At 65.0% G+C, this 13,203-nt stretch carries 12 protein-coding genes; 3 read left to right on the top strand and 9 right to left on the bottom strand.

Annotated elements, in window-relative coordinates:
* The first annotated feature begins 75 nt into the window (after window positions 1-75).
* Window positions 76-1,524 (top strand): glycosyltransferase family 87 protein, encoded by a 1,449-nt coding sequence (locus tag CH268_RS02775; RefSeq protein WP_094662467.1) that lies wholly within the window; start codon window positions 76-78, stop codon window positions 1,522-1,524.
* On the opposite strand, the gene CH268_RS02770 is transcribed toward CH268_RS02775, so the two are convergent.
* The 9 genes from CH268_RS02770 to CH268_RS02730 all read right to left on the bottom strand — a co-directional run bounded on the left by CH268_RS02770 (window position 1,499) and on the right by CH268_RS02730 (window position 11,168).
* Window positions 1,499-2,632 (bottom strand): TerD family protein, encoded by a 1,134-nt coding sequence (locus tag CH268_RS02770; RefSeq protein ID WP_255182277.1) that lies wholly within the window; start codon window positions 2,630-2,632, stop codon window positions 1,499-1,501. The two genes, CH268_RS02775 and CH268_RS02770, sit on opposite strands and share 26 nt — an antisense overlap.
* A gap of 90 nt (window positions 2,633-2,722) precedes the next feature.
* Window positions 2,723-2,950 (bottom strand): helix-turn-helix domain-containing protein, encoded by a 228-nt coding sequence (locus CH268_RS02765; RefSeq protein WP_032367670.1) that lies wholly within the window; start codon window positions 2,948-2,950, stop codon window positions 2,723-2,725.
* Window positions 2,950-3,528, bottom strand: a complete 579-nt coding sequence (locus tag CH268_RS02760; protein ID WP_230591619.1) for a hypothetical protein — start codon at window positions 3,526-3,528, stop codon at window positions 2,950-2,952. The genes CH268_RS02765 and CH268_RS02760 overlap by 1 nt, the downstream gene beginning before the upstream one ends.
* Window positions 3,529-3,633: 105 nt before the next feature.
* Window positions 3,634-4,368, bottom strand: coding sequence for an ESX secretion-associated protein EspG (locus tag CH268_RS02755; RefSeq protein ID WP_094662408.1), 735 nt, complete (start codon window positions 4,366-4,368; stop codon window positions 3,634-3,636).
* A gap of 2 nt (window positions 4,369-4,370) precedes the next feature.
* Window positions 4,371-5,741: a PPE domain-containing protein gene (locus CH268_RS02750; RefSeq protein WP_094662406.1), complete on the bottom strand. Its 1,371-nt coding sequence runs from the start codon at window positions 5,739-5,741 to the stop codon at window positions 4,371-4,373.
* 39 nt (window positions 5,742-5,780) lie between these two features.
* Window positions 5,781-6,584, bottom strand: a complete 804-nt coding sequence (locus CH268_RS02745; RefSeq protein WP_053068751.1) for a hypothetical protein — start codon at window positions 6,582-6,584, stop codon at window positions 5,781-5,783.
* Window positions 6,581-8,914: a phosphoribosyltransferase gene (locus CH268_RS02740; RefSeq protein WP_094662404.1), complete on the bottom strand. Its 2,334-nt coding sequence runs from the start codon at window positions 8,912-8,914 to the stop codon at window positions 6,581-6,583. Before CH268_RS02740 ends, CH268_RS02745 begins: the two co-directional genes overlap by 4 nt.
* Window positions 8,911-10,059, bottom strand: coding sequence for an HpcH/HpaI aldolase/citrate lyase family protein (locus CH268_RS02735; RefSeq protein WP_094662463.1), 1,149 nt, complete (start codon window positions 10,057-10,059; stop codon window positions 8,911-8,913). Before CH268_RS02735 ends, CH268_RS02740 begins: the two co-directional genes overlap by 4 nt.
* A 29-nt stretch (window positions 10,060-10,088) precedes the next feature.
* Complete coding sequence (locus tag CH268_RS02730; RefSeq protein ID WP_094662461.1) at window positions 10,089-11,168, bottom strand: hypothetical protein; 1,080 nt, start codon at window positions 11,166-11,168, stop codon at window positions 10,089-10,091.
* 220 nt (window positions 11,169-11,388) lie between these two features.
* Between CH268_RS02730 and CH268_RS02725 the strand changes: the two genes are divergently transcribed.
* Together CH268_RS02725 and CH268_RS02720 are read left to right on the top strand one after the other, a co-directional pair.
* Window positions 11,389-11,964, top strand: a complete 576-nt coding sequence (locus CH268_RS02725) for a TerD family protein (protein ID WP_027495074.1) — start codon at window positions 11,389-11,391, stop codon at window positions 11,962-11,964.
* Window positions 11,965-12,089: 125 nt separating this feature from the next.
* The gene (locus tag CH268_RS02720; protein ID WP_094662402.1) at window positions 12,090-13,187 is read left to right on the top strand and encodes a DUF475 domain-containing protein; all 1,098 of its coding nucleotides are present in this window, start codon (window positions 12,090-12,092) and stop codon (window positions 13,185-13,187) included.
* Window positions 13,188-13,203 lie beyond the last annotated feature (16 nt).

The following is a 13,203-nucleotide window of genomic DNA, read 5'->3' as shown; positions in this document are numbered from 1 at the left end:
AGAGCCCTTGCCAGTCCTGGTCGCCTGGACACGGCGAGTGCAACGGACCGTGACGCACCCAGCCGTACCGATCCGATGACCGAGGAACTGTCCTCGGTCATCGGCGGGCCGGTGGGCGCGCACGCTCTGGTCGGTCGGCAACGGTGGTTCACTGCGCTGCGGGTCATCCTGTTGCTCGCTGTGGTCTTTCTCTGCTTCGGTTGGTTCGCCAAGGCGGCGTGCATTCAACAGGCACCGGTGGGTCCGAACGGTGAACTCGGTCTCGACTGGAGCGGCAGTCGCCAGTACGTGGCGATGTGCTATTCGGACACCGTGCCGCTCTACGGTGCCGAGCGGCTCGACCAAGGTGCGTTTCCGTACAAGAAGTCCTGGGAAGAAACCAAGGCCGACGGGTCGAGTCAGATCCGGTACATGGAGTACCCGGTCATTGCCGGCCTGTACCAGTACGGCTCGATGGTCGTCGGAAAGGCATGGAACTCACTGAGTTTCCTGCCGCAAGCCCTGCCTGTGGTCGTCTACTTCAACGTCGTTGCTCTGGGATTGGCCGTCGCGTGGCTGGTCACCGTGTGGGCGACGGCGATCTCGGCGGGGCGACGCATCTGGGACGCTGCCCTGGTGGCTGCCTCACCGCTGGTGATCGTGCATGGATTCACCAATTTCGACGCTCTCGCAACGGCATTCGCGCTCACCGGTCTGCTGGCCTGGGCCAAGAAGCGGCCCGTATTGGCCGGTGTACTGCTGGGCCTCGGCGGTGCCACCAAGCTCTATCCTCTGTTGTTCCTCGGACCGCTGCTGGTGTTGTGCTGGCGGGCCGGCCGCATGCGCGAGTGGGGGCTGACCGCAGTGGCTGCCCTCGGGGCCTGGCTTGCGGTCAATCTTCCACTGGCCCTGCTGTATCCGACGGGGTGGTACGAGTTCTTCCGGCTCAACTCCGAGCGCGGAGCCGACCCCGATTCGCTGTACAACGTCGTCACTTCCTTCACCGGATGGACGGGCTTCGACGGCCCCCTCTATCCGGGGGACAAGCCGATGGTTCTCAACGCAGTCACGCTGATGCTCTTCGCCGTCTTGTGTGCGCTGATCGCCTACATCGGTACGACGGCTCCGACCCGGCCGAGGCTGGCCCAGTTGGTGTTCCTGGTGGTGGCCGGGTTCCTGCTGACCAACAAGGTGTGGAGTCCCCAGTACTCGCTGTGGCTGGTCCCTCTCGCGGTGCTGGCTCTACCGCATCGTCGAATCCTGTTGGCGTGGATGGCAATCGACGCGTTCGTCTGGTTCCCCCGGATGTACTACTACCTGGGCGTGGACAACAAGGGTCTGCCCGAACAGTGGTTCACCGCCACCGTGGTCGTGCGCGATATCGCAGTGATCGGCTTGTGCGCGTTGATCGTTCGGCAGATCTACCGGCCGTCGGAGGATCTCATTCGAAACGGCAGCGCCGTCGACCCGCTCGGTGGCGTACTCGACGGCGCTGCAGATCGAACCGGTCGGCGTGCGGTCACATATAGCGGCCGAGCTGCTTGACGGCTTCACCGGCGTGCTTGGCCTGGATGCCGTCGCCGATGGCCTGTAGCTTCCATTCACTGCCCTGGCGGTAGACCTTCGCCATCACCAATCCGGTGAACGGCATGCCGCCCTGCAGGGTGAAGCGGGCGAGTTCGGTGTTGGTGGTGTTGTCGACCAGCCGGCAGAACGCATTGGCGACCTGCTCGAACGTCTGGCCGCGGTACGAGGTGACCGTGAAGACGATGCCGGTGACGTGCTGGGGTACCCGCGTCAGATCGACGACGATGACCTCGTCGTCGCCCTCGCCCTCACCGGTCAGGTTGTCTCCCTTATGGGTGATCGACCCGTCCTTGGCGTTGAGCTGGCCGTAGTAGACGACATCGTTGACGTTGCGATCTGCCAGCATGATCGCCGATGCGTCCAAGTCGATGTTCGCCGCACGGCCTCCGCCGCCGAACAGTCCACCCTTCTTCGGTGTCGTCACCGGATCCCAGCCGAGGCCCATGCGAATCACCGTCAGGGCCACGCCGCCGTCCTTGCGCAGCGTGACCTTCTGACCCTTGGACAGACTGACGGGCTTGGACTTGGTCAGACTGACTTCCGGAGCCGGCGCGTCGTCCACGGAGACACCGTGATCGGTCACCAACGCAGCGAAACCACCCGCGTATCCCTGCCCCACGGCGCGCACTTTCCAGCTCCCCTGGCGGCGGTAGATCTCCAGAGCGATGACGATGGACTCGGAGCTGAGGCCCTCGATCGTGTACTCGTACAACACATTTCCCGCGGTGTCGCTGACTCGCGCGACCGGGGGCGCCGATCGGCCGAAGTTGCTCGACGCGTCGTCGAGGGTGATGACCGCACGGATCTGCTCGATGTCGGACGGAACGGCGCCGAGCGAGACGGCGAGCCGAGCCGGCCCGCCCTGCCCGGGTTCGAGGCGGACGCCGGGGCCGGTCGGCTGATTGAAGAACACGAAATCGGCGTCCGTGCGCACCTTTCCGGCGTCGGTGACCAGAAGTGCAGACAGGTCGGCCGGCACCGCAAGGGCGATGGACACGACGACGTCGCCGACGGTGAGGGGGCCGTTCTGACCCTTGGACAACGGTTGACCGGCCGGAGCAGACAATGTGGTGGACTCTCTCTCGAAGTGCTGGTTACCGTCATCCAATGTACTTGGTCGATTTGTCCGACTGATGTGACCGCGAAGGCCTGTCGGTCAGATCTGGCGGAGGGTGAACAGGTCGCCAGGGGTGCAGCCGAGCACCCGGCACACCGCGGTCAGGGTGGAAAATCGGATGGCCTTGGCGCGGTCGTTCTTGAGTACCGACAGATTCACGACGCTGACCCCCGCCAGACGCGACAGTTCGGCGAGCGTCATGCCGCGGGCTTCGAGGATCTCGCCGAGATGACACACGACGAGATGGTCGACCAACTCCTCGGCCATCAGACCAGACCATCGGCATCACGAGCGAGCTTGGAGCCCTGGGCGATGGTGGCGTAGACGAATTGCAGGAACGTGGACACGAAAATTGCGATCCAGAGACCGGTGGCCGGTCGAGCGGTGTCCACGGTCCCGCTCAGCTCGAGCGCACCGACGACGCTGTTGGTGCCCAGCATGTTCATGAACCCAGTGATGATGGGGTAGGCGAGAATGCACGCGCCGATCACTACGACGTCGGTGCGTGCGGCGTTGGTGAAGGGATTCCCGGCGATGACGCGATCGCAGAAGCGGTAGAAGAACAGCAGGCCCACCAGGATGATCACCAGTCCGACGGCGAGGGATCCGTAGCGCATCACGTCGATGAAGCCCAGCAGTCGTACGATTTCGGCTTTCGGGACGCTCAGCTCGACCGAGTTCCCCGGTTGCAACTGGCCTCCGAACAACTCCACCGGCGGGGTGTTCCACTCGGGTTCGACCGTGGCAAGGACGTAGTCCGAGGAGTGGTATTTCCACATCTTCCAGCCGGTCCAGCCCACGGCCAGTGCTCCGTAGAACACCATCGCCCACTTGTTGGTCCTCATGGAACCCAGTCCGTATGCCATCCCGCCGCCTCCATATCGATAGTCGATAACAACGAATATCGATAACCTATCGAAAATCGATACGGTGTCAAGGGGTGGGCTGTGTCATCGGCGTAAGGCCGACTCCAACTGTCGCCCGATTTCGGCGACGAATCGGGTGGAATCGGCGGGCACGAAGTCGATCGACGCGTGGGAACGAACGAGGTAGCGGCCGTCCCCGTCGAAGTCCATCCAGAAGAACGAGACGGCATCGGTATCGCGGCGGTGGTCGTAGGTGGCGCCGCGCGCGACGATCACCTCGCCGACTGCCGATCGCGGTCGGGCGAAGAACGCCTCGAATTTCTCGTCCGCAGTCGCGTGTCGAGTGGCCGTGGACAGGATTGCTCCGCTCGATGTGGTTGCAGTGCAGGGATGTTCGAGGGTGGCGGCCGCACGGCGTCCGGCCTGCACGGTCGGCACGGACTCGGCGATCCGTACGGGGGCAGATGCCGGGGTCACCGTGTCGATCGTGACCGAACAGTCCGGCCCGGGGCGTTGGGTGAGGACAACCGCGAAATCATGGGTCACCGCTGCATGAACGCGCACCGGGCTCTGCCCGAGATCGTGGGTGTCGCCTCGGCATTCGATGCGCACAGCGGGGTCGATCACCACTCCGATGGCTGCCTCGAGCCGCTCGTCCACCAGCGCGTCGATCCTCGCCGACGCTTCGCGCCGCAGCTGTCGGAGCTGACCCTCGGTATCGACGTCGACGGTGACGGCCAGAGGGTAGGGCAGCCGATCCCGTCCGAAACGACTGCAGAGCATCGCGAAATCCATGCCGCGCACGGTCCACTGCGTCACCGTCAGCCGCCGAGCACAGGGGGTGCGACGAGTGGCAGGTCACCGATCAGTTCGCTGCCGTTGCCCACGTCGATCAAATAGCCGGGGGTGGTGTGTTCTCCGTCGTTGTCTCCGGTGCCACGACCTCCCGCCGCGCCCATACCGCCCACTCCGGGCATACCGTGAGCCCCTGCTCGACCGGCCGCCGCCGCACTCGCGCCGCCCGGGCCGCCACTGGAACCGCTGGAACCGATCGGCGACCCGAGAACAGAGCCGCCGTAACCTGCACCGGAGCCCACACCGCCACCGGATCCGTTGTAGCCCGAGCCGCCGTAGTTGGAGCCGCTGTAGCCCGAGCCGCCGTAGCCGGAGCCCGGGGAGCCTGTCCCCGAGGATCCGCCGCCTCCCACGTTGCTTCCGAGTCCCCCGGGAGCATTTCCGGGGCCACCGGCTGCGGCGGCCCGGGTTTCCCCGGACCGATCTGCAGGCGGCAGCGGTCCGGATGGACTCGAACCCGGTTGCCCGGGGCCCGATTGTCCAGGCGTCGCGGTGCCGGCATCGGTCTGCTGCGCAGCCGACTGCGCTGCGGGATCGACGGCTCCTGCCGAGCCTGCGCCCCCACCGGACGTCGCACCGCCGCTCCCACTGGCGGCCGGGAAACTGCCCGGCGGGAAACCGCCTGCCCAGCCGCCGGTGGAACCACCGCCTCCGCCGTCGACGGGATTGTGCGCCGTCGGCAGCACCGGAACGTTGGTGTCCGACAGCACCACGCCCGGTACGTACACCGATCGCATGATGCGACGCGCTTCGTTCTGCTGCTCCTCCTGCACTGCCGTCGCCGTTTTGGTAGCGAACGGAACGGGGAGCAGGGAACCGATCAGGGTGCTGGCCTCGGACGCGACCACCGGCGGCATTCTCGACTTGGTCTGCTCGAATCCCGCGTGTGCTTCGAGCAGCTTGTTCCCGATCAGGCTCATCGACGTGGCCAGCGCGGACGCCGACGAGACGTAATCGCCTACGCCGCCGCGCACGGCGTCGGACATCGGCCCGGACCAGCCCGACGCCATGGCCGCCTCGATTCCCGTTCGGAAGCCGTCGGATCCGGAGCCGGCGGCGGCCGAGAGGTCGTTCCAGTTCTTCGACGAAGTCGCAATGGGACCGATGGCCAACGACCCGACCATGCCCGCGATGTCCTCGTGTGACATCACCTCGAACGGTTCGGTGATCGTCACTTCGTTGGGTTCGTAGTCACCGCGGTAGTCGAATGCCCCGTTCGCTTTCTCGAACGCCTCCCCGAGCATGGTGCCGACGAGCTCGGGCCCCACCGGGGTCACGAATATGTTGGTGACTATCCCGTCGATCGTCGCTTCGAGTTCCTCGTACGGATTCGCCATGCCCACCCCTTGCCACGCGCCTGTCCCCCCGACGAAGTGTTAGACGCGGTGCGCGGTGGTTCGGTTCCGCAGCCACTCGAGAATTTCCTCGCTGGCCCGCACGCCGGAGGAATCGGTGACGGTCAACCCGGGCCGGGTGAACCCCAGCAATTCGAGCTCGCCGTGCCGCGGTCGAACGGCCTCGTCGGCGGCCATGAGCATCTCGGCGTCGAGTGCGCCGTCACCGGCAGCGAACACGCCGGCCTCGGCATCCAGGGAGCCGTCCTGAACAAGCCTGGAACGGACCTCGGCCACGGCGGAGCTCTTGCACACCGCGTTGGGCATCGTGTAGATCTTGCGACCCTGCTGGGAGACGTTCCAGTCGCGTGCCGCGCACCACTGCGACCAGTTCGAGACGAAGTCCGGTGGGACGGCGGTGACGTCGACGACGAGGTAGCAGAACAGGCCGTCGGCCTCGCGGTATTTGAGCACCCAGTCTTCGGAGACCCTCGATCTCAACTCTGCGCCGATGCCGGCCAGGTCCAGATCGAAGCCCTTGCGCCAGGCCGTATCCGGCTCGCCGTCGACGAGAATGTTGCCACCGTTGCTGGTGATGGCGTACCGCCACGGGGCGCCCGGCAGGTCGATACGCTGGAACTGTTCGATGGTTCGCGTCGTCGTCGGAACCACGGTGACGCTCTCGCTCAACCCGCGGAGCAGCGACATGGACCGAGTGCTCATGTACGACAACGGTTTACCCTCGTACACCTCCACGCACTCGAACGTCTCGTCCAGGGGCACACCGAGCGCGCCTTCGGAGAAGATCATCGTGCGATCGAGGTCGACGGCGACGAGGGCGCTCACGAGGCATCCTCGGTGGAGACGTTCTTGATCAGACCCATGCACGAGTAGGCGAGGTCGGGTACCACGTCGACCGGTACTCCCCTGGCTTCGGCGAGCATCCGAATATGTTGGTGCTCCGGAGCATTTGCGTCGCGCACCAGCACGCGCCACGGTACTCGGCGTAGCAGCACCCGCGTGGTCTCGCCGACACCGGGCTTGACGAAGTTGACGTGCGAGATGCCGTACTCCTGGCGGACCTTCTCCACCGATGCCCATCCCGACCAGGTGGGAGTCCTGTCGGACGCGAGCACCGACGACACCGTCTCCGCGACCTCGTCACGCACGTCGTCGAATCGAGCCGTCACCGCGTCGAGTAGATGCCGCGACACATCGTCGGGAGCCAGGTCTGCGTAGTATTTCGCGCCGTGGAAATCACCCGGCCGAATGAGGCTGTCGTTGAGTACAGTTCGCGAAACGAGGCCCGAGACGGTCGAATTCAGGCAGGCCGACGCGATGAGGAAGTCGTCTCGGGTCCCGTAGGTGCGAGCGCAGTGTCCGGGATCGGCGAGCACGGCCAGATCGTCGTCGAAGTCCGCCCCAGGGAAGTCGCGTAGTGCCGCTGTGAGTTCGCGTGCGATGGCACCTTTGCCGGTCCAGCCGTCCACGAACACCACCGAGCGTGAATCGTGGTGCTCGGCGAGGTAGCGCAGAGCGACGCTGTCGATACCCCGATCACGCACGATCGAGACGGCGTAGTGCGGTATCTCGATGCCGTGGGCGGCGAAAGCCCAGCGCCGCATCAGAATTCCCACCGGAGTACCGGCCCGCGCCAGCGATGCGAGCACGATGTCGTGTCCGCGCTCGGCGAGCACCACCTCGGTGACGGTTCCAACGGCGACCGCGAGCCGCGCCGCACTGTCGTGCAGTACCTTCTCGAACAGTTCGCGATACGCAAGATCGGGTTGGTATTCGACCGGCAGCGATTCGGCATAGTGCGCCGTGCCGGCCTGAATCGCCCTCTCGCGCTCCGCCGTTGCTGCTTCCAGCGAGACGTCCGACAGGTCTTTCAGTAGCCAGGTCACCTCGTCCGGCGCGTACGAGCCGAACTCGGGCCCACGCAGCGGACGGGCGCGCCTGGCGATCTCGAGCGCCTGCGGATCGGCACCGGTCACGACCACGACCAGCACGTCGGTGCCCGCCGCCGCGAGTGTCTCCGCCGCGGCGGTGAGTGCGTCGGTATCCGCGGGGGCATCGGCGACGAACACCAGGGTCGAGTCGGCCGGCGCGTCGGCGTTGTAGAGGTAGCGCAGAGAGGATTCGTCCTCGGGCGCTGCGAATTCGAAGCCCCGGCGCAGTGGGTAGCCCGCCACGTCGAGTACGTAGGCGGGCGAGCGGGTGGTCGTCTGGAACAGTGCGCTGTGTCCGCGTCGTTGCAGCGCTGCCGCCAGGCGTAACGGCAGGTACATCAGCTCCTCGTGCCCGACGACCACGACGGCACCCGAGTCGGGGAGCGACGCGTCGACGGTGGCCGCGACTGCTTCGATCGCGTCGGCGAACCCGGCCGCATCGGACCTGAGGAAGCCGTGGCGGCCGCCCTCGGGTAGAGCTGCGGGCCAGGGCGCGTCGATGCGGCGTACCGAACCGGGTTGTGTAGCAACCGGATTGAACGTCGGATCGGGGAGGCTCAGAACCGTCTCCACGAGCCCGGGTTCCAGCTCGACCGATCCCTGAGCGAGGCTGACGTTGTCGATCACGACGCCCAGTTCGGTGGCCGTTGCTGCGGTCGCGTCGAGATGCTCGGCGGTACGCATGTCCACCAGGGATGCGATGACGTAGTGGGAACGCGCAGCCGTGGAATGGATCTGGCGGAGCGCATCGAGCGCGGTGGCTCCGGTCGAGATCTCGTCGTCGACGAGAACGAGGGGTAGTTCGCCGCCGAGCAGGTCCGCCGAGGTCGGCATCAGCAGATGGTCGGTGGCGTGCGAGTGCCCTTCCTCGAACTCACCGTGCACCGTCATGCCCGGTACCGTGCGGCGGGTCGAGTGCACATAGCAGCGCGCATCGAGGGCGGTTGCCACCGTGTGACCCAATCCCGTTGCCGTCTCCGCGAATCCGAGAACATCGACGTCGGAGCCGCCGACCGCCGCAGCGACCAGGCCGGCCAATTCATCGCCGGCACCGATGACGACGTCCGGATCCACGGGTATGTGTTTGCCGAGCACAGTGGACACCAACAGGTGTGCCCGTCGGGGATTGCGACGTAGGCCGGGACGCACCAGTTGTCGTGCCGTCCACGACGACGAGGAGCCGGTGTCGGTCAGGACGATGCCGTCGGCCGGGTTGTCGGTCATCGCTGAGCCAGCGCCGTCAGGAGGTCCACGAACGTGATCCCTTCGTTGGTGACCCCGAATGCCCGGGCGCGAACCATCGTCTGTTTCGCCCAATTGCGATGTGGTCCCAGCTCGTTCATCTTGTTCCGGTATCCGGAGGCCTGCGCGCCGCCCTGGTCGGAGGCCAGAATGTCGAGGGCGTCGTGGTATTCCTCGTGCGTCACTGCGGACAATGCGTGCACGGCAGGAACGTGGGATGGATGGATGACCGTCTTGCCCTGGATACCGTTGGCGCGGTCGAGGGCGACCTCGCGCAGCAGTGCGTCCAAGTCGCTGCTGACCAGTTGCTGCCGGAAGCGCACGGCCTCCTGGTCGACGAACGGCGTCTGGCGCAGCAATGGCCGGAACATGCGTTCGTGGTCTGCGAAGTACTCCCACACCGGCCCGGTGATGACGAATCCCGATCCGTCGTTGCGGCCCAGATGATTGACGATCGCGCTGATCACGTCGGCTACGACGCGGACGTCATAGATCGTCAGGTCACGGTCGCGGCGAATGCCGAAGGTGCCGCACATGTCGGTGGCTCCGATGCGGACTGCCAGCACGATGTCTCGGTATTTTGCCAGTAGTTCTCGGATGGCAACGAGTTCGGTGTCGCGTGTTTCGCGGTGGACCACCTCGGCCGACTCGAGAACCGGCATCGCCAACAAGCGGGTGTCGTGCGCGGTGGACGCGGCGAGAATCTCGTCGAGGTACTCGGCTCCGGTTGCCGAGGTGAACTTCGGTACGACGAATCCGGCAAGTCCAGCGGCCCCAGGAGTCAGACCGGCGCAGACCGTCCGAATCTGTTGGGCCGTGCGGGCTCGGACGAACACCAGTGCATTCGAACCCGAGAGTTCGTTCAGAGTTCGGATGGTGTTCTCCACCGCGTACTGCAGATCATGATCTGCGACTGCATCTTCGAGATCGATCACGATCGATCGAACGCCCTCATCGGTGCGCTTGTGCACCGTCGCGGTCAGGTCCGCACGGGTCGCGGGAATGTACAGCGTCGCACCGAGTGCTGTTGCTACGACGTTGTTTCCGTCACTGACCGCGATGTCCTCCGGTTGCAGGAAGAACATGCGTTCGCGGGTGTCGGCGTCGAGATGGCGAAAGTGTTGCACCATGATCCTTCGTGTGAATGCGGTCGGTGCTAGCTGCGCATGCGTTCGATCACGCCTGCGATGAAGTCCGAAATGGTAGCCAGATCCTGCAGATATGACCAGTAGTCGGGATGGGTACCCGTCAGTGCGTTGCTCGCCCTGTCGATCCGGGCGAGCTGAGCATCCAGCACCGAGCCCCATTCGGCAACCAGACCGCGATTGATCGCGAGTTGTTGAGCGTCACGAAGTTTGAACCGGACCTTGTTCTCGGTCTCGCTCGGATCGGCTTTGACTGCGCGCAGCAGGCGAACTCGATCGGTGACGGCATCGACCAGGTGCTCGGCATCGGTCAGGTGCGACCGGGCCTGGGCGACGAGATCCAAGGCCTGCTCGGGGTTGCCCGTGTCGAGCGCCGAACGGGCCGCTCGCAGATCCTCGTCGGCCTGTTCGATGTGACGTGTGCTCGACCGTTCGTTGTGCGATAGATCTGCCGAGCTCTTGGCATTGAATTCGCGGAGCAGACTCGAGAAGGCCGGCGCGATCCCCTCGGATCTCGTTCGTACGGCTTCGATTCGGGTCCGCACCGAGACCAGTGCGGTCCGGGCCTCCTGCTGGCGTCCGGGAGCCGAGCGAACCGCCTCGCGCAACGCAGTGGACCTGTCCCGGACGACGGCGGCTTGCTCTCGCGCACGCAGCGGATCCCGTCGAACATCGTTCAATTGTGTTGTGGCGGCATCCAGTTCGTTCCAGGCCTGCCGCAGTGATGGATAGGTGGCGTACTGCTCGTCGACGGTGGACCGCGCAGCGTCCGCCTCGGCCAGTGCGTCCTGCACCAGGCGCGGGGTGGCCGCGAACTGTGCCGAGGCGTGCTCGAGAGTCCCGCGATGAGCCTCGTAGAAACGGTCGACGGCGACGCTGGCGTCGTGGAGCAGCCGCGTCGCGTTGTCGAATGCCGACCTCGCGGCGGCAGTGGTGATTCCGTCGAACTGTTCGACGGCAGCGAGATACGCCGCTCCCGCGTCGAAACACAGCTTCTCGGTATCGAACCATCGACGGGCGAGTCCGTCCTCCGGGCGCAGCGCGGTGGATGCCTCGACACCGGCGGATGCGATGGACTGTCGCTTGTCCATGTCGAGAAAGGCGGCGACAGCGGCGTCCTGGGAACGACGCGCGGCGGCGTCCGATTCGGAACCTCGGCGAAACACCCCAGGCCAGCGACTTGTCACCTGTTCGATACTACCGACGGGAACCTCCGCATCACCGCGCTCGTTGGTCGAGTACGTCCAGAAACCGGACATTCCCACTACGGTTGTACCCGTAACGGGAAACCAATTGCGAAAGGACCTCTCAATGGGCGTCAGCCTCAGCAAGGGTGGCAATGTCTCGCTCACCAAGGCAGCACCGAACCTGACCGCGGTCGTGGTCGGCCTCGGTTGGGACATCCGCACGACGACGGGCACCGACTTCGACCTCGATGCCAGCGCCATCGCATTGAACTCGACGAAGAAGGCCCTGAGCGACGGGCACTTCGTGTTCTTCAACAACTTGAAGTCTCCCGACGGCTCCATCGAGCACACCGGGGACAACACCACCGGTGAAGGCGACGGAGACGACGAGCAGATCAAGGTCGATCTCGCCGCTGTGCCGCCGGAGATCGAGACCATCACGTTCCCCGTGTCGATCTACGATGCGGACGCTCGCTCGCAGTCGTTCGGTCAGGTGCGCAACGCGTTCATTCGCGTCATCAACCAGGCCGACAACTCCGAGCTTGCTCGCTACGACCTCAGCGAGGATGCCTCGACCGAGACCGCGATGGTCTTCGGTGAGCTGTACCGCAACGGCGCGGAGTGGAAGTTCCGCGCAGTCGGCCAGGGCTACGCGTCCGGACTCGCAGGCATCGCCCGGGACTTCGGAGTAAACGTCTAGTAAAGGCACTCCCAAGATTGGGGATACCCCCGCCTCGTCATTCATGATGGGCGGGGGTTTTTCCGTTTCGTCCCCCAACTTGGTCGCGCCTGCGGGCTCTGCTCCTAGCCAGAAAGGCCACTGACGTGGTTATGAGAATCTTCGGCTGGTCGATTGCGGTCACCATCGTGTCCGTCATCGTGGCCTTCTTGTACGGCGGACTCGAGGCGATGATTCTCGTCCTCATCCTCGGCGTGCTCGAAGTGTCCCTGTCCTTCGACAACGCCGTCATCAACGCCACCGTGTTGCGACGGATGAGTGAGTTCTGGCAGAAGATCTTCCTCACCATCGGCATCGTCATCGCCGTGTTCGGCATGCGGTTGCTGTTCCCGCTGGTCATCGTCTGGGCTGCGTCGGGCCTCGGTCCGGTCGCCGCCATCGACCTGGCGCTCAACCCGCCCGCCGACGGTGCCGCGACCTTCCCGGACGGGTCGCCGAGCTACGAAACGCTGCTGACCGACGCACATCCGCAGATCGCAGCCTTCGGCGGCATGTTCCTGCTGATGCTCTTCCTCGGCTTCATCTTCGAGGACCGCGAGATCACGTGGCTGAGCTGGCTGGAGAAGCCTCTCGCCCGGATCGGTCGCCTCGATCAGCTGTCCGTTGTCGTCGCGGGCCTGCTGCTCGTGCTCAGCGCCGAATTCCTCGCCGACGACGACAAGATTTCCACCGTCATGGTCTCCGGCGTGCTCGGCATGATCACGTACATTGCCGTCAACGGTCTCGGCGAACTGTTCCACATCGAGGAAGAGGGCGAAGAGTCCTCCGGCGGCCCGAGCGAACTGGCGAAGGCGACCGGCAAGGCCGGTTTCTTCCTGTTCCTCTACCTCGAGGTCCTCGACGCGTCGTTCTCGTTCGACGGTGTCATCGGAGCCTTCGCCATCACCGCGGACCCGATCATCATCGCGCTCGGCCTCGGCTTCATCGGTGCCATGTTCGTTCGCTCGATCACGGTGTTCCTCGTTCGCAAGGGAACGTTGTCGGACTACGTCTACCTCGAGCACGGCGCGCACTGGGCAATCGGTGCCTTGGCCATCATCCTGCTCGTGTCGATCGGCGTGCACATCAACGAACTGATCACCGGCTTCGTCGGAATCCTCTTCATCGGTGCCGCACTGATCAGCAGCATCCGACGCAACAAGCGTCTCGAGAGCGAAGGCGTGGACACCGAAATCCACGTCTGACCTACGCTCTCGAACC

The organism is Rhodococcus sp. 06-1460-1B (assembly GCF_002258475.1).
Taxonomy (GTDB): domain Bacteria; phylum Actinomycetota; class Actinomycetes; order Mycobacteriales; family Mycobacteriaceae; genus Rhodococcoides; species Rhodococcoides fascians.
Note: the sequence above shows the minus strand (reverse complement) of the source record. Positions and strands in the feature narration are given on the sequence as shown.